Origin of the sequence: Labrenzia sp. THAF187b, from assembly GCF_009363375.1 — a bacterium.
Taxonomy (GTDB): Bacteria; Pseudomonadota; Alphaproteobacteria; order Rhizobiales; family Stappiaceae; genus Roseibium; species Roseibium algicola.
On record NZ_CP045345.1, the window covers coordinates 197174 to 220491 of the forward strand.

Annotated in this window: 18 protein-coding genes and 1 pseudogene; 11 read left to right on the forward strand and 8 right to left on the reverse strand. The window is 55.8% G+C overall.

Annotated features, from left to right (window positions below; translation table 11 throughout):
* Window positions 1-6 precede the first annotated feature (6 nt).
* Both FIV03_RS28770 and FIV03_RS28775 read right to left on the reverse strand, forming a co-directional pair.
* Window positions 7-2220, reverse strand: coding sequence for a NosR/NirI family protein (locus FIV03_RS28770; RefSeq protein WP_152512233.1), 2214 nt, complete (start codon window positions 2218-2220; stop codon window positions 7-9).
* Window positions 2221-2515: 295 nt separating this feature from the next.
* A pseudogene (locus FIV03_RS28775) lies at window positions 2516-2643 on the reverse strand (transposase); the annotation flags it as partial.
* Between the two features lie 174 nt (window positions 2644-2817).
* Here FIV03_RS28775 and FIV03_RS28780 point away from each other — a divergent pair.
* From FIV03_RS28780 to FIV03_RS28790, 3 genes are all read left to right on the forward strand, one after another.
* The gene (locus FIV03_RS28780) at window positions 2818-3693 is read left to right on the forward strand and encodes a phosphotransferase (RefSeq protein ID WP_055660831.1); all 876 of its coding nucleotides are present in this window, start codon (window positions 2818-2820) and stop codon (window positions 3691-3693) included.
* Window positions 3694-3701: 8 nt separating this feature from the next.
* The gene (locus FIV03_RS28785; protein ID WP_152512234.1) at window positions 3702-6134 is read left to right on the forward strand and encodes an FAD-dependent oxidoreductase; all 2433 of its coding nucleotides are present in this window, start codon (window positions 3702-3704) and stop codon (window positions 6132-6134) included.
* Window positions 6135-6783: 649 nt separating this feature from the next.
* On the forward strand, window positions 6784-7056 hold the full coding sequence (locus FIV03_RS28790) for a hypothetical protein (RefSeq protein ID WP_152512235.1): 273 nt from the start codon (window positions 6784-6786) through the stop codon (window positions 7054-7056).
* Between the two features lie 169 nt (window positions 7057-7225).
* Here the strand turns inward: FIV03_RS28790 and FIV03_RS28795 are convergent, their stop codons facing one another.
* Both FIV03_RS28795 and FIV03_RS28800 read right to left on the reverse strand, forming a co-directional pair.
* Window positions 7226-8248, reverse strand: coding sequence for a GSU2403 family nucleotidyltransferase fold protein (locus FIV03_RS28795; RefSeq protein WP_152512236.1), 1023 nt, complete (start codon window positions 8246-8248; stop codon window positions 7226-7228).
* 632 nt (window positions 8249-8880) lie between these two features.
* On the reverse strand, window positions 8881-9948 hold the full coding sequence (locus tag FIV03_RS28800; RefSeq protein ID WP_173014019.1) for a caspase family protein: 1068 nt from the start codon (window positions 9946-9948) through the stop codon (window positions 8881-8883).
* A gap of 806 nt (window positions 9949-10754) precedes the next feature.
* On the opposite strand from FIV03_RS28800, the gene soxR reads away from it, so the two are divergent.
* Complete coding sequence (soxR, locus tag FIV03_RS28805; protein WP_152512237.1) at window positions 10755-11207, forward strand: redox-sensitive transcriptional activator SoxR; 453 nt, start codon at window positions 10755-10757, stop codon at window positions 11205-11207.
* Between the two features lie 26 nt (window positions 11208-11233).
* Here the strand turns inward: soxR and FIV03_RS28810 are convergent, their stop codons facing one another.
* The 3 genes from FIV03_RS28810 to FIV03_RS32080 form a co-directional block, all read right to left on the reverse strand.
* On the reverse strand, window positions 11234-12820 hold the full coding sequence (locus FIV03_RS28810) for an MFS transporter (RefSeq protein ID WP_152512238.1): 1587 nt from the start codon (window positions 12818-12820) through the stop codon (window positions 11234-11236).
* A gap of 490 nt (window positions 12821-13310) precedes the next feature.
* Complete coding sequence (locus FIV03_RS28815) at window positions 13311-13691, reverse strand: VOC family protein (RefSeq protein ID WP_152512239.1); 381 nt, start codon at window positions 13689-13691, stop codon at window positions 13311-13313.
* A 22-nt stretch (window positions 13692-13713) separates the two neighbouring features.
* On the reverse strand, window positions 13714-14337 hold the full coding sequence (locus FIV03_RS32080) for a sigma factor (RefSeq protein ID WP_152512240.1): 624 nt from the start codon (window positions 14335-14337) through the stop codon (window positions 13714-13716).
* 785 nt (window positions 14338-15122) lie between these two features.
* Here FIV03_RS32080 and FIV03_RS28825 point away from each other — a divergent pair.
* A complete protein-coding gene (locus tag FIV03_RS28825; protein WP_152512241.1) occupies window positions 15123-15740 on the forward strand; it encodes a hypothetical protein in 618 nt (205 codons plus the stop codon).
* Here the strand turns inward: FIV03_RS28825 and FIV03_RS28830 are convergent.
* Window positions 15668-16666, reverse strand: a complete 999-nt coding sequence (locus FIV03_RS28830) for a helix-turn-helix transcriptional regulator (protein WP_152512242.1) — start codon at window positions 16664-16666, stop codon at window positions 15668-15670. The two genes, FIV03_RS28825 and FIV03_RS28830, sit on opposite strands and share 73 nt — an antisense overlap.
* Before the next feature lie 245 nt (window positions 16667-16911).
* Between FIV03_RS28830 and FIV03_RS28835 the strand changes: the two genes are divergently transcribed.
* From FIV03_RS28835 to FIV03_RS28860, 6 genes are all read left to right on the forward strand, one after another.
* Window positions 16912-18879, forward strand: coding sequence for a TonB-dependent receptor (locus tag FIV03_RS28835; protein ID WP_152512243.1), 1968 nt, complete (start codon window positions 16912-16914; stop codon window positions 18877-18879).
* Between the two features lie 78 nt (window positions 18880-18957).
* The gene (locus FIV03_RS28840; protein WP_152512244.1) at window positions 18958-19260 is read left to right on the forward strand and encodes a DUF2218 domain-containing protein; all 303 of its coding nucleotides are present in this window, start codon (window positions 18958-18960) and stop codon (window positions 19258-19260) included.
* Between the two features lie 35 nt (window positions 19261-19295).
* Entirely contained in the window at window positions 19296-19721 is a 426-nt protein-coding gene (locus FIV03_RS28845; RefSeq protein ID WP_152512245.1) for a hypothetical protein, read from the forward strand.
* 117 nt (window positions 19722-19838) lie between these two features.
* Window positions 19839-20372, forward strand: a complete 534-nt coding sequence (locus tag FIV03_RS28850) for a MotA/TolQ/ExbB proton channel family protein (RefSeq protein WP_286202343.1) — start codon at window positions 19839-19841, stop codon at window positions 20370-20372.
* Window positions 20373-20582: 210 nt separating this feature from the next.
* The gene (locus FIV03_RS28855; RefSeq protein ID WP_152512246.1) at window positions 20583-20867 is read left to right on the forward strand and encodes a hypothetical protein; all 285 of its coding nucleotides are present in this window, start codon (window positions 20583-20585) and stop codon (window positions 20865-20867) included.
* Between the two features lie 318 nt (window positions 20868-21185).
* A complete protein-coding gene (locus FIV03_RS28860) occupies window positions 21186-23213 on the forward strand; it encodes a TonB-dependent receptor (RefSeq protein WP_152512247.1) in 2028 nt (675 codons plus the stop codon).
* Window positions 23214-23318: the final 105 nt, after the last annotated feature.

A 23318-nucleotide genomic window follows, 5' to 3' on the forward strand; every position in this document is an offset into this window, starting at 1 on the left:
TGAAGGTTATTTGGCCGGCACCGGCGTTTCCGCCTTGGCTTTTGTGTCCGGCTTGACGAGACCGGTCTGCACCTCGAACCGCCGTCTTTTCGCGAGCTTCTTGATGCAAACGGGACATTTCTGGTCGTGCTGATACAGAACCTGGCAGTGCAGGCAGTTCAGGCACTCGTTGGGATTGATGTGGCCTTCCGGATGAATGGCCTGGACCATGCATTCCTTGGCGCAGCGATTGCAGGGGTTGCCGCACTCGCGGTACCGCTTCAGCCAGTCGAACATCCGCAGCCGTGCCGGGATCGCGAGGGCCGCGCCGAGCGGGCACAGATACCGGCAGTAGAACCGCTCGATGAACAGGCCGGCTGCCAGCAGGGCCACCGCGAACAGGACGAAGGGCCAGGCGCGCTGGAACTTGAGGATGATGGCCGTCTTGAAGGGTTCGACCTCGGCATAGTGTTCGGCCACATCGAGTGAATAGAGCGACAGTCCGAACAGCCCCAGGAAGATGATGTATTTCACCGGCCACAGGCGCTCATGCAGACCCCAGGGCACTTCGATCTGCGGGATACGGCACAGCTTGGCGATACGGTTGGTCAGCTCCTGCAGGGCGCCGAAGGGGCACAGCCAGCCGCAATAGGCGCCGCGTCCCCAGAACAGAAGGGCGGCAGCCACGGAGAACCACAGCAGGAACACCAGCGGATCCATCAGGAAGGCGTCCCAGCTGAAGTCGCTCGTGAGGGCGGAGAAGAAGGCCAGCACGTTGACCACCGACAACTGGGCGTTTTCCATCCAGCCAAGCCAGACCAGCGTGAAGGTGAGAAAGCCGATGCGGAACCAGAAGGTGAAACGCTCGTTGCGGGTTACCTGCATCTGGAAGAAGAACACCAGCGTGAGCACGGCGATGGCAACGCCAAGGATCAGAACGTCCGTCTTGCGGTCATTCCAGATCCGTTTCCAGAGGGCCTGGACACCTGTGTCCTTTTCCGCGGCGGCTGCACTGGATTGACCTGAAGCTGCGACAGGCGCTGCGGCCGGTGCAACGGCCTTCAGATAGCTGTCGGGCAGCCGGTAGCCGAGGTCGAACGTCAGGAACACCTTTTCGATCGGCCCGACCGGGCGCTGCACGAGCAGCTGCAGCCGGAATTCCCTGGCAGGATCGAAACCTGAGTCCGCCGGAATGATGAAGAGGTCCATTTCGGAAAAGGCCGGGGCACCGTCGGCGGCGATCGTGCCGACACGGTTGTGCTGGCGATCATGGAAACGAACCGAGATATCGTCCTGGATAAGCTGGATCCGGTCGAAAATCCCGCCCCGTACATAACCAGACCCCTTGAAGGAATAGCGCCCCCGGCCGGCCACAAGAATGGCGTGGTCGCCGTCGTCAAGCCGTGCCATCAGGTTGGCATATTCCGCTTCGCCCAACAGCGACAGGCCGATTGACGGTACATCTGCAAGAGCGAGATAGAGGTCGATGAAGGTGTCGGTTTCCGGGCCTTTTTCGGGCCGTTTGACCGCACGTTTGTCACCCTGGCTCACAAAGGATTCGTTGATCTGCGCGACATCCAGGGAGAGGCGCCGTACCGAGCCATCACCGGTCAACGTCATCCAGTCACTGATGTCTTTCTTGCCGGTATCGACTTCCCTTTGCGGGCCACTCTCCGCAACTTCGGAGGCAAGGCCGCCCAGACCCAGGGTCCGTGCAACCTTCAGGCCCGAACGGATGATGGAGTCGTCGATGACCATGATGGTCACGGTCGCTCCGGAAATGATGTCGAGATCGTGTGCCGAGCCACCGCTGGCGGCTTCCGCTTTCAGGTCGAGACCTGCATATCCTTCCGTGACCGCACGGATTTTCTTGTCCGGAATTCCGATCAGGACAATCGGTTCGGAGTGTTTGACCAGTCGGACACCCGTGATGACGGCGTCCTTGTCGACCCCGACCAGTGTGTGGATCGGCTTGCCGGAATAGCCCGTTGTGGAGACGAAATCCGAAGTCAGGTAAACCCATCCGAGAGTGTCTTTGCCCTTCAGGGCAGGCACGACCGGAACATCGTTCTTCAACTGTCCGAAGGTTTCGGCCCCCGGCACGAGTTCGCCCGGCGCTACCTTGTCGAGGTAATGCTGAACCAGTGCATCGTCTGCCTTGACCGGTGCGATTCCCACCAGACCCAGGGCAACAGCAATGCTCAGGAAGGCGAACAGAAAAATGTGACGGGGATGACCCACGAGACGCGCTCCAAGAAGTCGTGTGTTTTCTCTTGGAGTTCGTTGTCGGCCTTTGCAGCGTGGAACTTCTTGACGATAGTCAAGTAGCCCGCATCAAAAGTGATGCTCTCGACAGAGCCGGTGACCTTTACTGGCCCGGTTTGTTCGAAGTGACGTGCTACCCAACATGCCCTTGTGGTGGGCGAGAGTTTTCTGGACCCAATCAGGAACACGGGCTGGCTGCGTGTTCTGATTTCCTCCGGTCCACCGGCACCTTGTAGCCGATGGCACCGTGAGGTCTGTGTTCGTTGCAGTCCTTGCGCCAGTTGAAATAGGTCGCCTGGCTGATCCCGGCTTCAAGGCAGATCTCCGCAACAGGAACTCCCTTTTCCCGCGCTTGACGATGAACGCCTTCTGCGCATCCGAAAACTTGGATGCCTTCATCAATTCCGCTCCTTCCCAGCCAGGAAACTCGTCGCGGAAAACTCTAACCCAAATCGAGGGTGTTTAACGGGAGCACATCAAGGCCAGGATATCCGCATCCATTGACCATTGACATTTCAATTGCCAGCGGTCGAACTCAATAAGGCCAGTGTGAAAGGTTGAGGGAATTGATGTATGTCCGAAACTGCGATTGCCCGCGCCGCGACGCTTGCCTGTTTTTCCGATCCTCAGGACATAACGCTGCTGGACGGTGGCATCACCAATATCAATCTCCTGGTTCGGGATGGCAGCCGCCGTTTTGTCGTCCGCCTTGGTGACGACATTCCCGAACACGGCGTCATGCGCTGGAACGAGCTGGCGCTCAGCAGGGCTGCCGAGACGGCCGGTGTTTCGCCTGCGGTTTTTTATCAGGAACCCGGTGCCCTGGTGCTGGACTTCGTGGAGGCAAGAACCATGGAGGAAGCCGATGTCAGGGATTCGGACAATCTGACAAGAATCATCGAGCTGGTTGCCAGAGTTCACCAGGATCTGGGAAACCATCTGACCGGACCGGTACTTGCCTTCTGGCCGTTCCAGGTGAACCGGACCTATGCTGCGCGCCTGAAAGCCGATGGATCAGACCATTCGGCCTTGCTACCGGATCTGATGGACACGATGGCTGATCTTGAAAAGGCGGTCGGACCGGTTGAGCTCGTTGTTGGCCACAATGATCTGCTTGCCGCCAATCTGCTCGATGACGGCAAAAGGCTTTGGCTGATCGATTGGGAATATGGTGGTTTCAATTCGCCGCTCTTCGATCTTGCCGGCCTCGCCTCCAACAATGGCTTGAGCGAAGAGCAGGAACGCAAGATGCTCGAGCAGTATTTCGAAACACCCTCCGAAACCCGATGGCGCGCCTACAAGGCCATGAAATGCACCTCCCTCATGCGTGAATCCCTCTGGTCGATGACATCGGAGATCCACTCGGATCTGGACTTCAACTACTCCGCATATACCCGCGAAAACACGGACCGGCTGAATGCCGCTCTTTCCGAATTCCGTGAATTGTGAAGGCCCTCATGACGCTTCCCTCATCTTCGAAGATCATCATTATTGGCGGCGGCATTGTCGGTTGTGCTACGGCCTATCATTTGGCGAAGATGGGGCTGGAAGTTCTGCTTCTGGAAAAGGCGGCCCTGACATCCGGATCCACATGGCACGCCGCGGGCCTGGTCGGTCAACTCCGTTCCAATGCCAATATCACCCAGCTTCTGGGATACTCGATCTCGCTTTACGACAGGCTGGAAGAAGAGACCGGACAGGCAACCGGATGGAAAATGAATGGCGGCCTCCGTCTCGCCTGCAACGAAGAACGCTGGACCGAGGTCAAGCGCCAGGCCACCACGGCGCACAGTTTCGGTCTGGACATGCAGTTGCTGACACCGAAGGAAGCGCAGGACCTATGGCCGCTGATGGACATTAGCGACATTGTCGGTGCCGCCTTTTTGCCGACAGATGGTCAGGCGAGTCCTTCCGACATCACCCAGGCTCTCGCCAGGGGCGCATGGATTGGCGGTGCAAAGCTTGTCGAAAACACACCGGTTCTCGAGATCCTCACCGAACGCGGAAAGATGACGGGCGTCCGCACCGCACAGGGCAATATTGCGTGCGAAAAGCTGGTCCTGTGCTGCGGGCAATGGACCCGGGAACTTGCCGCGACAATCGGCGTTACGGTGCCACTTGTGTCGATCCAGCACCAGTACATGATCACGGAAGCCTTTGGCGTGCCTTCCAACCTGCCGACCTTGCGCGACCCGGACAGGCTCACCTACTACAAGGAAGAAGTCGGCGGCCTTGTCATGGGCGGGTACGAGCCCAACGGAATTCCTTGGGCGCTCGACGGTGTCCCGGACCCGTTCGATTATCAGTTGCTGGACAGCAATTTCGATCATTTCGAACAACTGATGGAGTTGTCGCTGCCGCGTGTGCCAGACCTGGAGCGGGTCGGCATCAGGCAGTTACTCAACGGACCGGAGAGTTTCACTCCGGACGGCAGCTTCATTCTGGGCGAAGCCCCTGAAATGGCGAATGTCTTCGTCGGAGCTGGTTTCAACGCTTTCGGTATTGCCGCTGGTGGCGGAGCGGGAATGGCACTGGCCGAATGGGTCGCCAAGGGGGAGCCACCTTACGACCTCTGGCCAGTCGACATCCGGCGCTTCGGACGGCCGCATGCCGACACCGACTGGGTGCGAACCCGCACGCTGGAGGCCTATGGCAAGCACTACACGATCGCCTGGCCCTCGGAAGAGCACGACAGCGGTCGACCCTGCCGCCGTTCGCCGCTCTATGACCGGCTGAAATCGGCCGGCGCGGTCTTCGGCGAAAAGCTTGGCTGGGAACGGCCGAACTGGTTCGCCGAAGCTGGCGAAGAGGCGCGTGACATCTACACCTTCAAGCGGCCGAACTGGCACGGTCCGGTCGGCCGGGAACACATGGCAGCTCGCGAGACCGCAGCCCTCTTCGACCAGACGTCTTTCGCAAAGTTTATCCTGAAGGGGGGAGATGCCGAGGCTGCGCTGAGCTGGATCGCCGCCAACCGCGTCGACAAACCGGTCGGGTCCATCATTTATACGCAAATGCTGAATGAGCGTGGTGGCATCGAGTGTGACCTAACCTGCGTGCGCACGGCTCTCGACGAATATTACATTGTCACCGGAACAGGCTTTGCCACGCATGACTTCGACTGGATAAGGCGGAACATTCCCAAAGGTCTGAACGCACAGCTTGTCGATGTCACGTCATCAAATGCGGTTCTGTCGCTGTTCGGGCCGAGGGCACGCGACATTCTTTCTGCCTGTACCCGGGCAGACGTTGGCAACGAGGCATTTCCCTTCGGCCGGGCGCACAGGATCGGGATTTCCGGCTGTCCAGTTCTCGCACTTCGCATCACCTATGTCGGCGAGCTCGGCTGGGAGCTGCATCTTCCAACCGAATTTGCGCAAACGGTTTATGATGCCCTGCACGCAGCCGGGAACCATTTTAACCTGCGCAATGCCGGCTATCGGGCGATCGAAACGCTGCGTCTCGAAAAGGGGTATCGCGCCTGGGGTGCGGATATCGGGCCGGACCACACGCCGGACGAAGCCGGGCTTGGCTGGGCCGTCAAGATGAAGACTGATACCGACTTCAAGGGCCGCAGCGCTGTACAAGCACAGCGTGAGAACGGCTTGAAGAAAATGCTCGCAACCTTCACCACCGACGGCGATGTTATTCTGTCAGGCCGGGAAACGATCTACCGGAACGGAAAACGGTGCGGCTGGCTGAGTTCAGGCGGGTTTGGCCATACACTCGGCAAAAGCATCGGGATTGGTTACGTCCGGCATCCCGAGGGCGTCACGAGAGACCACGTCCTTTCCGCCGACTATGAACTTGAAGTCGGCACGGAGCGGGTACAGGCCGACGTTACGCTCGCTCCTCTCTACGATCCGAAAATGGAACGGGTCAAGACTTGAGGTTTTCAGCCAGTCGCGAAAACGCAGAAAGCAAACTTTCTACACAGGAGCCCTGAAGGATGCCGGCGGGCCGAAATCAACATCAGGTTTCAAGTCACAGGATGGTCGATGTTGCGCAACTCAGAACCAAAACCCGCCAGTCCGCTGCCGGCCCTTATCTGCCATCTTGTAAAAGAGAGTAGTTTGTAACGATGTCACTAGGGCTCACGTTCACCTCCGCTTGGTGCCGATTGGGATGATCCATCACTTCCGTCAGCAACGGGTTCATGATTTTAATTCCACCAGCGCCAATAACTGGCACCAAGCACGGAGAAGGGCTGGATAATCGTGCAGGGCGCGCTCAAATCGCGCTGAAAGGACGTGGGACGGATAATACGGCTTTGCAAGTGGCTGATTAAGAAAAACCTCTGCACTAACCGCCAACCTACTTCCGTCAGAAAAAACAAGCTAGAGGAAACGACTTGCTCTCGCAAATAAAGTCAAATGTTTGACCGAAGATGACGCAGAAATTCTTTTTTTAGTCTAATAGAAGCGTGGTCAGAAGCGAATTATCTGAAAGCTTAGACGGTCGGCGACCGATCGAATGCTGAACTTTAGCGAAGTAGGAAATCCTTCTCGCTAGATTTCAGATATCTCCTGGATGGTAATCATGTCCTCTCAAATTGAAGACAATGAGGGTGAGCAACCGGAACGGTTGATCACCTTTGGCACTATGTTTGGCTTTGTGTCAGCAGTCGTTCTGGTCGACACGCTACTCCTCACCTTCGCATTCCTAATTCTATGGGCGTTGGCTGGGTATTTCAGGCTTTCGCTGGTCCCATTTGCCATTCTAAATGCGGTGATCTTGTTGCCGACAGCCTGGGCCTGTGTACGGGTTGGTATTCTGGCGTTCGAGGCTGAAACGGATCCGGCAAACAACTGAAGCTCCACCATACGCAATCGATCTGATGTTCGGGTCTACTGGTCCTACCTGCACAAGGAGGTGCCGTGACAAATCCGTCAAAGAAACGTCGGCAATTCGTTCGTTGGCACAACTGCCTTCGGCCACGTGATTACCGGCGTTCCGGGATTGAACCTGCAAGTGTACGAACTCATTGCATTGACTGAAGCAATTTGGCTGTGGTTGGCATTCGCTGCAGACTCGCCAAGATCCTTGTTCTCCACGCTGAACCGGATTCAATCGCCAGCTGGTACGCTTCGACCAGATCGTCGGGTCTGGTTTCGCTCAAGGCTTCGATTAGAAATGCCGCCTGTGCGCGGTCCTTGTGTGCTTTGAGCGCGTCCGGTCCGCCTTGTCTTCGGTCAGCGACAATCAGCTTGTGAACTGCAAAGCGTTCCGGCTTCGGGATTTGCACCAACACTCCGGATCTATACAGAAAGGGTACTCGAATTGGGTCGGCAATCAGGTAATTGAGAAAATGCAGACTTTGAGCGTTGACCCCAAGGGCGGGAAGATCGCGGATGCCCTCGTCCTCTTCAAATGAAGGTGTCAGGAATTCTACCAACGTTTGGCGATTTGACTGCCGCCAACGCCAGGTTTTGCCGCTCTCAAGCGTTGGCAGCGGATCGAATTGAAGTTCGGAAAAGACCTCTTGCAACGGCGGTTCGGCTGTATCGGCGAGAGCCAGGGACAAGCGCTCAAGACTCGCGATGTCGATATCGTCTGTTGTTGCCGATTGATCGAAACCAATCCGGACGCCAAGCTCTCCTTCATAACAGCGAAAGGCATGCGTGCCGACGATCGTACCTCCCAGCCGAAAGACACCGGCTTTCGCCATTGCCGAGACAACCTGACCGGAGCCTACATCCGCGAAGAGATACCCTTCGGCTCGCAGCACACGCATCAACCTGGCTCGCTCGAGATTTGCCTGCTTGGCAGCATCCGCGATTTCAGTTTGCCGATTCAATCGGTTGCGCAGCTCGGGGGTGTCTTCTCCGATGTAACGATCGACAGTTTTGTTGCCGATGCGAAAGTGGTCATACCAGTAGGTTTTCTTGCCGATGATTTTCGATCGAGGCACTCCTCGGAGGTCTGAAACAGCACGGTCAATCAAAGATCGTCGCAGGTCAGTCCAAGCTGCAACGCCGATTGAGCTATGATAGCTCATGGACATATTTACCCCACATAATTTTCTCTGTGGGGTAAGCGTACCATCTTTTGTACCCCACAAACTATTTTTTGTGGGGTGTCGCTTGGAAACTGTTTCGGAATGAAAAAGCAGCGTGCTCGATTGTCAGGCGAATATCTTAAGAGCACGCTGCAGTTCTAGTACACATGATCAAAGGTGCCTAAATATATTACCGTAACTTCGTGAATGTATAAATTTGTCAAAATTACGAGTTTTTATTTCAAGGTACAATTGATGTTCGGTGTGTTTCAGTTTTTATTTATTATTAACTTTATATGTAAAACATTTTATCTAAATCATTTTTTGAAAATTAAACGCGTTGCAATACCAGGATTAAAATCTAAAAAATGAGAGAAATGTCAGATTTGTTATTTTTCAATAATGACTTATCGAGAATTCAAGGAGCGCGCGAAGACTTGGGGGTCTCAACTGTCAGTCAGTTTATTTCCGTAGGGTTAGTTGTTATTATTTACATATTGTTAAGACATTATTAGCGGTCGATGGTTCCGTGCATTCATTGCAACAAAATGGCCTGGTCGGGTGTCTTTCGATATCCGACCAGGTCGATATGAGCTAGGGCGTGCGCCCCCGCGTCGCCATCTATTGCGAGTAACTGATCAGAATACCCAGCCGGTAGTAATCCAGGTGACCTCTTGGTCACCTACATACACCCCGACCTGAGCCGCGGCATTTGGGTCGTCCGGATCGGCGTAAAGCCACAAGTGGGCGTCTTTGCCCTCCTGCGTCTTGAAGTAATAGCCGGAGCCCTCGTTTTCCGAGTTTCGGAGGTCCGCGGCAGAGAAGATCTCGTCGTAACTTCCGTGAACCAGGATTGCCCCTTCGCGAAGGCAGACTTCCAATACCGGCTTACCCGCATCATTGATGATCAGGCTTTCTGGTCCAGTGTCGAATTCCAGATAGTCATCGACACGTTCTAGAGCGATCACCTTTCCTGTTGCCGGGCACACATCCTCTTCCGAGGCCTTTTCCAGAGGCTGCTCCAGGGTAAGTTGCACGTGAACGGACAGCGTGCCTTCGGTATAGGGCAGCTGCTTGTTCGCCGTTTTGGTGCGCACAAAATTGGTAATGTCGATCAGTGCATCGCTCAACTGCACGTTTTCTTTGGCTGTCAAAACAGAAGAGAAAGCTTCCATAAACGGGCTGTTATTGCCCTCGCCGTCATATGCCCGGTGGTTCGGCTGAGCGGAGTAGATCACCATCAGATCCTGAAGCTGATGGTTGACCCGGGACAACCCCTTCGCGCTGGGATCAAAGATCTTTTCGAGCGAACGAGTGGAAGCAAACGGGTTGTCGCGACAAGCATCGACAATGAGCAGCTTGACCTTCGCGCTCTGCGCATAAGCGGCCAGAAATTCTTCCATTCGTACGGCAGTGTTCTCGAAAGTTGCCTTGTTTTCGGCGCCCGTGTCTGTTGCCAGCAGGTAGTTTACGTTGCCCGCCTGTACCCCGTGGCCCGCAAAGAAGATGGCAGCGACCTCCGCCCCTTTCGAAGCTGTTTGGAAATTTCGAAGGGCTTGCCGCAGACTCTCCGTGTTGGCATCCAGAACCACCTGACTCTCGAAACCGAGGGCTGAAAACGTTCGGCCCGCCAAATCGGCATCGCGGACCGGATTGTCGAGAGGACTAACATTTAGGTAGTGCGAGTTGCCGATGATCAGTGCCACCTTCTGTGCAGCCTCGGCAGACGATGACGCCATGAAGGACAGAAGAAGACTTGTCAGAACGGCGAGAAGACACTTCATAGTCACCAGGCTCCCGTTGCGCCAAATGAGTATCCGCAGATCTGCGCGGATGCAGGCAAGCTTAACCGGCAGATTGGTTGAGAACCACACACAACGTGGAGTGAACCGCTACTTTTGTTTCAGACTTTGAACAGCGAAATCAAGGCGCGTAACTGCTGCAGCTCCGGTGAAGCTCAACGCCGTAGAGTGCAAAGCAGCCTCAGTCCCCGCCGCCTGTGCCGCGTATAATGTAGGCGTTGCCACAAACTACTGTAGAGCCTCAGACAAACCAGGGTCAGGACGAAATCGATCGCACGGCTGCGGGTTGCGCCTCTTCGTTTGAAGGTTCTGACGACGAGAAACAAAAATGGCAGCCAGACAGCGTCACGTCCCAAGCGACACCCCCCGATGTACTGGCTGAGCTGGTGGCGTAAAATCATCCACTGACAGCGATGTTGAAGTCGCTGCTTCGGGCAGAAAACCATGAGCTAAGAAAGTTGTTTGCACGTCTTCTGTGAGGTGGCATCAGAGCATTGAGCGGAAACGCGGATCCGAGTTCATTCAGCGAAGTGTCATGCGCTGCTTCCTCGAATTTCCTCGCTTACAAGCTTGCTCCGTTCAGGGTGTTGCAGTGCGACCCAACGTGCCCCTGGGCGGGCTTGAGTCTTCCGGACGAAATCAGGATCACAGGCCTTTTGCAAACATGAAGTGATATTGAACTTCAATTCTGGAACTCTACATTTCGTTTAATGGAAACGACGCTCTCGATTCAACAGATAGCTCGTCGAAGCGGGTTGGCCGCTTCTGCACTGCGCTATTATGAGCAGAAGGGCCTCATAAGTTCCGAACGACGAAATTCTGGACACAGGCGTTTCCCACGGTACGTTCTCCGCCGTTTAGCCTTCATTGTTTTTGCGCAACGACTTGGAATGCGGCTCGAGGAGATCAAGGCAGAACTCGACAAACTGCCCACAGATCATGTTCCAACGGGCAAGGACTGGGAAAAGCTGACGGGAAAGTGGACCGAACGCGTCGAGGCACAGATTGCACAGTTGGAGCAATTGAAATCTGGCTTGGCCGGTTGCATTGGATGCGGTTGTCTTTCCTTGAAAGATTGCAAGATCATAAATCCTGGAGATCGGTTTGCGGAGAAAGGTGCCGGACCGCGCGCCTGGATCTCCGACGACGCGTCCGGCGGCTAGAAATTGCGTGTGAGGGTTGATAATCTTCAAGTGTCAGGATTTGATCCGCTCGCGTCGACCTGTTCGGTTTCTGCTCTACACTCGCTAGGTAGAAATCGTAGTGCCACAACACAGGTTACACCCAGGATCGCAGCGGCGATAACCGCAGATACCTGAAATGCATACGCAAATGACTGCCGTGCCACTTCGACTAACTCCGACGCCAAATTTGTTTCGACCGACTGCGCAATGGCAATCGCCGCCCCAAGGGTTTCCGACGCACGTGTGCTGAGTTCAATGGGAACCTCCTCACTGACTGCCTTTTCCAAGCCCGAACTGTAGATCATTGCTGCCAGACTTCCGAACACGGCAACTCCTAGAGCCATGCCGAGTTCGGTACCGGTTTCCGAGGTGGCCGACGCAACCCCGGCTTGTTCGGCAGGTGCAGCGCTGATGATCAGGTCTGTTCCCAATATGGTTACGGGAGCAAGTCCGGCACTTAGAAGCGTCATTCCGACGACGATGACGGCAAGCTCGTGCAGCGATCCGATCAACACAAGTGTGGCAAGACTGGCCGCCCCGAGGGCGAGACACAAACTGATGAGACGATTGGGAGCCACGCGCTGTGCGAACGTGGGAACCGCAAATGAAACGAACGGGCCGGCTAGGGTTGAGGGCAACAGCCAGAGCCCGGCCTCTAGCGGTGACAGCCCTATAACCCATTGCAAATACTGATATACTAGGAACATTAACCCTCCGATCGAGAAAATCGCAAGGGTCAGCGAAACAAGCGCTGCCGAGAAACCTTGATATCGGAAAAGGTCTAGATCGAGCAACGGCTCTTCAAGATGCTTCTGGCGAAACATAAAGACCGTTCCGATGCCAAACCCGACAGCACCTGCAATGACCACGGGCCACGCCAACCCTTCCCTGGTGGCTTCTTTGAGTGCGAAGACGATCAAGAGGATGGCGGAAATGGCCAGAGCCGAAGAAAGCAGATCCAGGCCACCCTTCCGTTCGTTCCGATACTCCGGTAACAGCTTCGGCCCAAGAACCAGGATGACCACCATAAATGGCACGGCCAGCAGAAACACCGCCCCCCACCAGAACCATTCAAGCATCAGACCGCCGACCAGGGGACCAATCACGGTCCCTACCATGAAACTCATCATCCAGATCGAGACGGCTTTTGTCCGTTCTGTGGAATTCTTGAACATGTTGCGGACCAGGGAAAGGGTCGACGGCATCAGGCAAGCCCCGGCGACGCCAAGAACGGCCCTTGCAGCGATCAGTAACTCGGCATTGGGTGCATAGGCTGCAATTATCGAGGTTACGGCAAAAGCCATTGTACCTAGGAGAAGCAACTGCCGTCGACCAATCCAATCTCCGATATTGCCCATGATGATCAGGAAGCCCGCGATCATGAACCCGTATATATCTACAATCCAGAGCAACTGAGTACCGGAAGGTTCAAGCGACGCACTAATCGTAGGCACTGCAAGATGCAATACCGTCATGTCCATGGCCAGTATCAGTGTCGGTAGAGTGAGAACGGCCAAACCGGCCCACTCGCGCCAGCTTGCATTGTCAACGGTAGATTTTTTGTATGACGTCGAAGTTTGTGTATGGGTCATCTAAGCGTCCCTTCGCTGAATTCACGACTCCTTTCTACAAGTTGAAGTTAGCTTTAATTCAAGGGGGTAATTGCGTTGATAACCGCGATACGACAGGGTATTTGGCGCAAGAGAAGTGCAATCACTTCAATATGGGTGGGAAAGGCAACCAGCATCGCGATCCGTTCGAACAAGAACTTGCACCACCTTTCGCGCATCGGAAACTCGTGGTTCTGATGCCATCAAGCGTCGAAAGACGCACGCGAAAAATGCCAACAACAAGTCTTGCCCAACTTTGCGAGTTGCCACGAAACTTGTGCCGAGCTTAGATCGACCATCATAATGTTCTGGCGCGATGGGAGTTCTGCGGCTGTGGTTTAGCGATCCCAACGAACCTTATCCGTCGCTGATGCCGATCCAGGTCATGGACGAAATTCGCTGGGACGTATCGAGTAGACAACAGAGAAAATGTTTTGCGCTAGCGCTCACTTTGCCTTGTTCGCACGCTAGTCTAGCGTGGGGTATCTTCCGATTGGTACATGGAAATGACATGTCCATCTGGATCTTCAAATTCTGCTGACCAGCCGCCAGGCGCATGGCTCACGGGTGTGACAATGGTTGTGCCGTTCTCGATGAGCGAGTTGATTGCCGCGTCAATGCCGCCTTCGGCGAGATCAAAAACTATGATCGGTGAATTTCCAGGTCTGCTTTCGTTCTTGAAGAAAATGAGATCAGGACCATTTGACGTGGTTGCAAGTAGCCAGTCGTTTCCAGAGCCATCGTCTCCCATATTGGTCACTTCCAGTCCCAGGGTGTCACGATAGAATGCCTCGGTTCTTGTGATGTCTTTGACGTAGTAGCAAATGTTGCCGATGCGGACGTTTGCGAACATTGAAGTTTCCCTTGTTTCAAGTTTACGACTTTATTGGTTGCCGCATGAGTTTGATTTGTGAGGAAATTTGAATCAGATGCCCATCTGGATCGTGTGTGCCCAGGGTCCTTTGCGTATTGCCAGGTTGCCTCATGCGAGCAAGTAATGACTGTCGAATAATGCCATAGGCAAGGTCACCCGTAAGGCCGACGGCGGGTTGTAACTTATCAGCTGAGTTCAATCGCCATAGTCGTCGGATATCGCTAATCCGCTTGCGGAAAGCCGTGTCACTTAGCCCAAGCAACCAAGAGATTTCGTCCTTCGAGTGTAGCGATACCAGCAGGAGGACGGTCTGCCTCAGTGATCGCGGCAAACCTGTGACAAACTCGTGGAGAGTTGAATGCTGGATTTGGCAATCCGGCGTCGCCAGGATTTGCGCGAAATAGTCTTCACGCCTGCGACGACGAATGGCGGAGCGAACCTTCATTGCACCCTGCTTGCGTATAACGCCACGCAACCACGATTGGTTCGACGGCTGGGTCAGGTCGAATCGATCATGCTCGACCGCTATTAGCAGGGCATCCTGAACCAGATCCTCTGCCTCTGCTGTGGAAGAAGTAAAGCGCAAAGCGCTCCGCAGCAGTTTTTTATAGTGTTTTCGTTGCATTTTCCTCGAAACCTATCAGCCCGCAACCCGACCGTTCTCTTCAGAGATTGCAATCGTACAGCCGCTTCAAAATAAGTCCCGGAATACCGGATGATCTGCCTCACCAGAGTGGTCCAGTCTGGTGGGGCGGACCATGGCATCAATCCGGCTAAAGTCCAAGTGCTTCGGCAGGCCATGCAAATACCAAATTGCCCCCAACCTTGCCTGAGGCAGTTTGGTTTACGTTATTCGGCTGCAGCCGTTTGATCCAGCATGGCGTAATATTGTTCCTTCACTCAGCCAGGATGTGTTTCCTATAGGCTTCAGCGAGCGCCGTTGTTTGAATTAGTCAACCCATTCGAGTGTTGCAAACTCGACGACTTCGAAGCTTCGCAACAGCCCTCGCCAATGAAGGACCTTGGCCTTGTTGAAAGAGTTCTCGCAAGAGGCACTGGCGCTCCCAACAGACGGTTTGATGGCTGCTTTTTGCAGCCGCTACGAATAGCGAAAGGTAGCGCAGCTAGCCGATATGGCTGGCTGGACAGGGTGGGCGCCCACATGGCATGTGAGCAACAGGACTGCACACTGAAATGTTCCGGAAGGTCGCCCGGCGATACAATTGCAAGTCGGCTTTCATGCTGGATGCCAGGCCTGCTTATCAAAGCACTTACCGCAAGAGTTGGCTGGACCAGGATTGCGAACACATGCGACAAGATCCGGAGGCGGGCAAGCCGAGACCGCGCGGCTGGGGTTGAAACTTTCTAGCTTGAAAACCTGAACTTAAGCTTTGGGGGCCTTACTGGGACTTGCCTGATCACCTCGGTATGTTGAGCCAACAGGATTGCCAACTGTTCCATGTGACCGAGCAATCGGCTCGCGTCGGCTCCCTCGCACAGGATAAGCGCGTGCGTCTGGCGGGAAAGCCCGTTGCCAGTTCGCTGGGCCGTCAGCAGCCGCATGAAGGCGAGCTCGTGATCGGACAGTTTCTCCCGACAGCAGGGGCAGGCCAGATTGGTGAAGTTGAAGCCACTGGTCCGGGTCATGCGCAGGGCGCGCATGCATTTCATCACTACCATTCCGATCTGTGGACCGCGTTCGGCTCCGAAATCTCGTTCGCAGGTTTCCAGGGCGCTTTCCCATGTGAAACATGCAGGGTTGGAATAATTCATGCAGATCAGTCTGACGGCGCAGAGTACGCTCTGCTCGTCTCTGGAGAGTCCTTCCTCCCTGATGGTGACACGCGTGCGTTTGTCATTGTTCGGTTGATTTTGGTTCGTCAAGTCGTTCCCCAATACCTGTCGAGCTGTATGCGCAAGCTGCCGGATTTTTTACTCCGCGAACGCTTGGCACGTCATGTCACCTGTTTTGGCGAAAGGCCGAATTCCCGCTTGAACGCGGTTGAAAAATTGGCCGGTGACGAATAGCCGGCAAGATGGGACGCCTCCGCAATTGAGACCGCGTCCCGTTCAAGTGCTTCGCGTGCTTTTTCCAGCATGAACCGGCGGATGAAACGGGAAGTCGACAAGCCATAGCTACGCGACAGCAGTCGCTGTAGGGAGTTCTGGCTCATCCCGATTTGGTGGGCGAGTTCTTCGGCTGTTACCCAATGGCCTTTCTGGCCGCTGAGAAAATGTTCCACGGCTTGCAGGCGCTGCCGGTCCTGGCCACCGCCCTGGACCGTAGCTTCCTGATCCGGCCGGTGTTCCGAAAACTGTCGGAAGGCTTCTTCCAGAAGGCCGTAGACACGTCCAGCAATATAAAGCCGGTGCTGGAACGGCGATCGGCTCGGCGCGGCGATGATCTGTTCGGCGAGACTGATCGCGTGACTGCTCGGGTGCCAGCTCAAACTTGCCATGTGTTCTGCGGTAAAATTCCGGAAACTGACATAGTCGCTGTCGGACGGTTCGAGATACGACTGCAGCCATGCGTGAGAGACCGAAATGATAACCTTCTTAAGCCGAACGCCGCGGCGCGCCTGCCGGACAAACTTTTCCGGCCGGATCTGAGAGTAGAGTGTCGCCACAGGTTGCCAGTGCCTTGACTGAGCATTGTAAGTTGCCGTCGGCACACGGAACGGTCCGACATAAGCCTCAATCGCGCCTTCCAGAAACAGCGAGACGCTGAGGCGCGGTTCGGTATCGGACTCAATCTTCAAGTCATGCAGATCTTCCGCGTTGGAAAAATGCACGGACAGGCCGTGTTCGATCTTCACGAAATCAATGGCACCGCGCAATACCTGGTCGTTTGTCTCCAGCCGCGGCCCGAGCCACCTTACAGGCCGGGCTTCCGGCTGACGGATCAGGTCGTCCTTGGTGACATAGTGCCGGTGGTGATCGGTTGGAACAAACATACCTGTGACGTTTCTCGCAAAGAATTGAGCCGGAGACTGCCCGGATAGGCTGGTCTGTCTGGCTGTCAAAGACCTGGATTGCGGGCAGGCAGCAATCGCAAAGGCCTTTGGGTGACTGGCAAACGCATTCGGAATTGTCTGAGCCCGGCAAGACACTTATCAAATACCTGACTTTTCAAGTCAAGTTTAATGCCGGGTGGCGGACGATTAGTGGTGCCGTGAAACGGCTGTGGTTGGGGTGTAATATGAAGTGTCGAGTATCAACGCGGGCTATCGTTGCGGCGTCTGTCAGCAGTCTTGCCTTGATGGCGGAACAGGCCGTGGCCGAGGATTTGCAGCAGCTCGAGACCGTCGTCGTCAAGGACACGGATAAATTCGAAACGCTGGAGCAGAGCGTCAACATCAGCCGCGAGCAAATCGAAGTGCAAGCGCCAGTCGATCTGAAACAGCTGTTTCAGGAAACGCCGTCCGTCACTACTGCCGGCGGCAGCCCTGCCTCGCAGAAAATCTACGTGCACGGTATCGATCAGTCCAAACTCAACGTGACGGTCGATGGCGCAAGGCAGAAGAACAATGTCTGGCACCACAATGGTGATCTCGGCATCGACCCGCGCTTTTTGAAGGCAGTTGAGGTCAACGAGGGCGTCGCGCCGTCAGACGGTGGACCCGGTGCGCTTGGCGGTACCGTTGCATTCGAGACCGTCGATGCTATCGACATGCTTAAGGAAGGCCAGAAGCTCGGTGCGCTTGTCTCTTTCGGCTACGACACCAATTCCATGACGCTGACCGGAACCGCAGCCGCCTACGGTATGGCGCAAGGGTTTGAATATCTTGGAACCCTGACCCGCGCAGAAGGCCAGGATTACGACGACGGCGAGGGGTTCACAGAACTTGGTACCGCAACGGATCTGTGGACCGGTCTCGGCAAGGTGGCCTATCAGAGCCAGGAGGGACACCGGTTCGAACTCTCGGGCGAATATTATCGCGATGACGGATATCGGCGCCTGCGCACGAACATGGGCGCTGTCGGAACTGCCTTCAACGACAATCTCTACGAACGCATCACGACAACTTTCCGGTACTCGCTGGAAGGTGCCGAAGGCCAGTTCGATCCGGATGTCCTGCTTTATTACAACCGCAACAAATTGAACCGGCCGAACAAGTCCGGTTACACAAGGGCCAGCGGCGATTTCAACTCCGACCTGCAATCCATCGGCGGCCACATCGAGAATCGCTTCCACTTTGCCATGGGCACACTGACGGCCGGCGTCGATTTTTACCATGACCAAGTCGACATCGAGCGGTTCCACTTTACGACTGATGCTTCGGAAGACATCACCAATGTCGGCGCCTATCTGCAGGCACGTGTCACGCCGGTCGAGCGTTTTGATGTGTCCGCAGGTCTGCGGGCCGATTTCCAGAGTTACCATGCGGTGGACGACCAGACCTTCGACAATTTCGGCCTGTCGCCGAACATCAACCTCAGCTACGAGATCCTCACCGGTCTGACGGTCAATGGCGGCTATTCCTATGTGTTCGGCGGCCTGGAGCAGGCCGAGGCAGCGCTCTATCACGCCCAGGACTACACCTATTCCGCCGACCTCGATCCGACGACGGCGCACAATGCCAAGCTCGGCCTGACCTACCGGTGGAACGGGCTAACTCTCGGCGCGGATCTGTTCTATGTCCAGATGTTGAATCCGATCGCCTATGACTACGCGACCCTCTCGCGGATCAACGGGGACGAACTGACCTCCAGGGGCTTCGATCTGAGCGCCCGCTTCGACTGGGCCAAGGCCTATGTTTCCGCCGCCTATACCCACACGGATGTCGAATATGGCGACCGAATTGCCCTCTTCGGCGACGTGAATGCCGCCGTTCCGGTTGGCGACATCATGACGCTGGGTGCCGGCTACACATTTGCCCAGTGGGATCTCACCCTCGGTGCAAATGCGGAAATCGCGTTCGAATATTCGAACGAAGACCTTGCTGACAACGGCTTCGAAAACCCTATCCCTGCCTATGAGGTCGTCAACGTCTTTGCCGAGTGGGCGCCCAAGCTTGGTGAAACCGATTTTTCCTTGAGAGCCGAGGTCAACAACGTCTTCGACGAGACCTATTACAGCCGGGGTAGCTACATCGCGACAAGCCGGGTGACCCCGGTCAACTCGCCAGGCCGGAGCTTCTTCCTGACGGCGACGGCTAAATTCTGAATATAAAATTCAACTTTTTTCGTGCGAGCCGGTTCCCCCGGCTCGCCATTTCGGTGTAAAGAACGGATAGCCAGGGCAATGTTTATCGTCACGTCGACGGCCAGGACCGCCTCAGCCGCGAAATATCTCCAGCAACTCTGCAAACACTTCGCACACAAGGTTCCCGCCGAGTGGGACACCGAGACCGGTGAGGTGTCCTTTCCATTCGGCCATTGCCGGATGGAGGCTTCCCCGGTGCACCTGAGCATCCGGTGCGAAGCCGATGAAGAGCAGAAGATCGCTCGCATGAAACTCGTGATCGACGATCACCTCGAGCGGTTCGCCTGGAAAGAAAAACTGAAACTCACATGGTGCGAGGCAGAAGCTCCCGGCCAGGACTGACGCCCGCGAGAATGCTCCAACAGGAGAGCGGCAGGATGAAAAAATCTTTGGTTCCGGTTCTGGCTCTTGTTTCGGCCTGCCTGGGTGCGGCTGCCGTTGGCGCGCAGCCAGCCGGTACGATTTCGATCCAGTTGAACGGCGCCGAGACGGTCGGCGATGCCTGCAGGCTGACATTCGTCATCCGCAACGAACTTGCCGGCCCTGTCAACGCGCTAGGGCTGGATCTGGTGATGTTCGACAAGTCCGACGGCGTGTCCGGCTACGCGGCGATCGACTTCGGCGATCTGCCGGCCAGCAAGACGCGGGTGCGCCAGTATGACGTTGCCAAGGGCGACTGCAGCGGCATCTCGCGCGTTTTGCTCAACGAAGTCCGGGCCTGCGAAATCGAGGGCAGCCCATCCGAAGATTGTCTGCCCAAGCTGCAGATCAGCGCCCGGTCCGAGATCGACTTCATCCTTTGACTTGTTTCGAGTTGGCTTGAGCTATGCCCGAAGACATTCACGCGGCCTTGCCGCACTTCCTTTCGCCGCTGACAGGACTGGTCGATCAGGGAGGTCCTGTCGCTTGTCGATGTTTCCTTGATCGCCGCCAAGGTCCTGCAGTTCACATTTCTCGGTGTTGGCCGGTTAAACAACGCCCGCAAGGCGCTTGCCGTTTGGCTGGACGGGCATCCGCACGATGCCAAGGCAATCTCCGCGCGCGGCAAATCGATTGCTGCGGACATCATGCTGAAGCCGATCCAGGGCAGCAGCCGCGGAAAAGCCCAGGCAGACGTTTTGAAGGAGGATGTGGAGCGTATCTGCATCCAGCGGATCAATACGCTCCGGGCGTATCTTTGCCCGCTTGATATGATCGCCCAGACCGCGCCGCTGATCGACATGATCGAAGCTTTCCAGGCGATACAGGGCGCGGGAGCGGCGGTCGATCCCTCCGTGCTGGCCGGCGGTATCTGGGTCACACCGCTGACGACGGCGGTCGGTCTTGCGGTCACCATCCCGGTCTCGGCGATTGTTGGCTGGTTCGACAGCCGCATTGAAGCCGAACAGCCCGAGATGGAAGCACTCGCAGCGGCCTTCTTTACCGGCGCCATTGCCGATCCACCGGTGCGCTGATCGTCGATCCCGAGGGCTGGAGCTTTGCGGGGGAGACCGAAATCTCGGTTGCAGACTGGCTGGTGCAGCGGGACGAGACGGCCGAGGAAAGCGGCCCATCATGGTCGCTGCCGACGGAGCGCTGAAGGCCGATGCGCTGGAAAAGGTTCTGAAGGACCTCAAGGGTGCCAGGCGCAGCGATATCGTTCTGATTACCAGACGAGGCTCGAAGTGAGGTTCCCCCGTTTCCTTGCGGCAGGCGTTGTCGTTTCGCTGGCGCTGCACGGCAACGGCTCGGCGTTTTTCGCGAAGGATCCAGATGAAGTGTCGATCGCGGCATCTGCGGGCGGCGGCGTCTCCGTGATCGGGCCTTCCGAAGACCTGGTCGCGGGCCTGAAAGTGAACAATGCAGCACTGGACATGGTGCGCCGGGCTTCTCCCATGCCCAATTTCCCGAGTGACATGCGTCTTGCGTGGTTGAACATCGAAGTGCCCATGCGGTTCACGCCGAACTGACCGACCGGGATAGAATGGGGTCAAATGCACCAAGGCTCGTCTACCAGGCGGGCCTTGGTGCATTGAAAAGTGCGTCGCGATTTCATGCACACGCGCGCGACCCGTTCGCCTGATCCGCAGAAGAGCGCCATTTCTACACAGCCTGGCTCTGGAGAAAGCCTCTGGCTGCACGTGCAAAACATTATTTCAAACACTGTTTTACATGAGTATTATTCTCATGTATATGTTGCGGCGTGCCGTGCCACTGGAACGGCCGAGCCACAGTCGGCTGTTCAGCCGGTACCAGCTGCTTAAAAATCTGAAAAAGGGAATTCGGCCATGCTTGATCGCGTGCGTCTATCGCTGCTCTTTACCGGCACAGTTTTACAATCGACGCTCTTGGCTGGGGGCGCAAGCGCACAAGATCCTGCGTCTTCTCCGGAAACTGCGCAGGCGACCACGCTTCAGACGATTCTGGTGACGCCAGGTGTTTCGGAAGAAAATGACGAACATCTGGGCGCGGCAGACAGAGCAAATTCGATCTACATCTCCGCGGAAGATCTTCAGCTTACCAACCCGCAGAACCTGAAGGATGTTTTTGCAGGGGACGCTTCGATTTCGGTCGGTGGCGCCATGGGTCCCACCCAGAAGGTCTATGTGAACAGCATAGATGAACTCAATCTAGCGGTAACCGTCGATGGTGTCCTTCAGAACAATCGAGTGTTCCATCACAATTCGACCAACTACATAGATCCGACATTGCTCAAGTCTGTTCGAGTGGACCCGGGCGTGGCACCGGCAGATGCCGGGCCGGGTGCTCTTGGCGGCTCCATCGTCTACGAAACGGTTGATGTCGGCGATCTTCTGGAGGAGGGGCGGTTCTACGGCGGCTATGCTTCGCTCTCCTATGATACCAACAGCAATGCTTTCACCGAAGCCGGCGCAGGCTATGTCCGCTATGAGGGGTTGGAACTACTCGGCTATATCAAAAATGCGAATGGTGACAATTACACGGCCGGCAATGGCGAGGAAATGGAAGGGACAGCACCGGATTTCCTGAGCTATCTCGCCAAGGGAGCGTTTGAGTCCAGCGAAGGCCACCGGTTCGAATTCAGTGCGCAGCAAGTCCAGGACGACGCTCAGCGGCCGTATCGGGCAAACTTTGGCGGATTGCCGTCAGCAGAACCGGCGACACGCCTCTATGATATCACTCAACAGACCTACTCAGGACGATATGAATATGTGAATGGGACGGGACTGTTCGATCCGGCAGTGGTGATCGGCTACAGCGAGTCCTCGACCGACATCCCCTACTTCTATCACAGGAGGTCCGGCAGTCTTCTCAACATCGAGAGCGACGGAAATGCCTGGACGTGGTCGGGCAAGGTGGAAAACACCTTCCATCTTTCCGAAGACCACAAGATCACGGCCGGGGTGGACTTCTATAATTCGGAAAGTGAATACTCCGATGCCCTGTACAGCCCGGATGGGTACAAGGAAAAGGCACGTGATGTTGGTTTCTATGCGCAGGCGCGCCTGTCGCCGACAGACAGGATAAGACTTTCCTTCGGCGGCCGCGGCGACCAGCAATGGTTCACAGGTGTCGATGGCACCGAGCTGGAAAACTTCGGCCTCAGCGGTAATGCATTCGCTGCCTTCGATTTGACCGAGCAGATCACGTTCAGCGCCGGATACTCGAATGTGTTCGGCGGTATTGATCTGGAAGAAAACTACATCTTCGACAGCATCTCCAGCTATGACGGCCTGAAGCCTGTCCGTTCCCAGAACCTGATCGCGGGCGTGAAGTTCGCGCATAACGGCTTTACCCTGTCCGGAGACATTTACCAGACCGACTTCGAGAACTACCGGGAATTCGCAAGCTCTACCGTCTACAATACTGATTTCAGGGTTCAGGGCTTCAAGCTGGGAGCCGGTTACGCCTGGGACGACGGGTTCGTAAAGGTTTCCTACTCAAATAGCGATCTGAAGGTCGACGGCGACTATGTAGATTCCTACAGCGCCAGCGATGTTGGCGCCCCCATCGGTCAGGTTATCTCGGCGGAAGTCGTTCACACCTTCACCGATTTCGGTGTCACAGTTGGCTCCAGCATCGATGCCGCTCTTGATTACGATGGAACGGAAGATGCAGGTGAGAACTCTTTGCCTGGCTATTTTGTCGCCAATGCCTTTGCTGAGTACAAGCCACAGCAGGTAGCGCACCTGACCTTGCGGCTGGAGGCAAACAACATCTTCGATGAAGCTTATGCGTCCCGTTCGACCTATGGAGTTGAATACGGCACCGATGTGCTGACGCCGCTCTATGAACCTGGGCGCTCCTTCCTGCTGAAGGCGCAAGTCAAGTTCTGATTTCGGGCCCCCAAGGCACCTTGAACATCGTGCTGGCGGCCGGATTTCTACCGATCCTGCCGCCAGTTTTTTTGAAATCGCCGTCTGTGGGGCAGAGCCAGGAGA

Coding starts and splice junctions, on each gene's coding strand:
- FIV03_RS28810 (WP_152512238.1), bottom strand. CDS start 12,820: ATGACCCATACACAAACTTCGACGTCATACAAAAAATCTACCGTTGAC.
- FIV03_RS28815 (WP_152512239.1), bottom strand. CDS start 13,691: ATGTTCGCAAACGTCCGCATCGGCAACATTTGCTACTACGTCAAAGAC.
- FIV03_RS28785 (WP_152512234.1), top strand. CDS start 3,702: ATGACGCTTCCCTCATCTTCGAAGATCATCATTATTGGCGGCGGCATT.
- FIV03_RS28840 (WP_152512244.1), top strand. CDS start 18,958: ATGTTTATCGTCACGTCGACGGCCAGGACCGCCTCAGCCGCGAAATAT.
- FIV03_RS28845 (WP_152512245.1), top strand. CDS start 19,296: ATGAAAAAATCTTTGGTTCCGGTTCTGGCTCTTGTTTCGGCCTGCCTG.
- FIV03_RS28830 (WP_152512242.1), bottom strand. CDS start 16,666: ATGTTTGTTCCAACCGATCACCACCGGCACTATGTCACCAAGGACGAC.
- FIV03_RS28790 (WP_152512235.1), top strand. CDS start 6,784: ATGTCCTCTCAAATTGAAGACAATGAGGGTGAGCAACCGGAACGGTTG.
- soxR (WP_152512237.1), top strand. CDS start 10,755: ATGGAAACGACGCTCTCGATTCAACAGATAGCTCGTCGAAGCGGGTTG.
- FIV03_RS28780 (WP_055660831.1), top strand. CDS start 2,818: ATGTCCGAAACTGCGATTGCCCGCGCCGCGACGCTTGCCTGTTTTTCC.
- FIV03_RS28835 (WP_152512243.1), top strand. CDS start 16,912: ATGAAGTGTCGAGTATCAACGCGGGCTATCGTTGCGGCGTCTGTCAGC.
- FIV03_RS28860 (WP_152512247.1), top strand. CDS start 21,186: ATGCTTGATCGCGTGCGTCTATCGCTGCTCTTTACCGGCACAGTTTTA.
- FIV03_RS28795 (WP_152512236.1), bottom strand. CDS start 8,248: ATGTCCATGAGCTATCATAGCTCAATCGGCGTTGCAGCTTGGACTGAC.
- FIV03_RS32080 (WP_152512240.1), bottom strand. CDS start 14,337: ATGCAACGAAAACACTATAAAAAACTGCTGCGGAGCGCTTTGCGCTTT.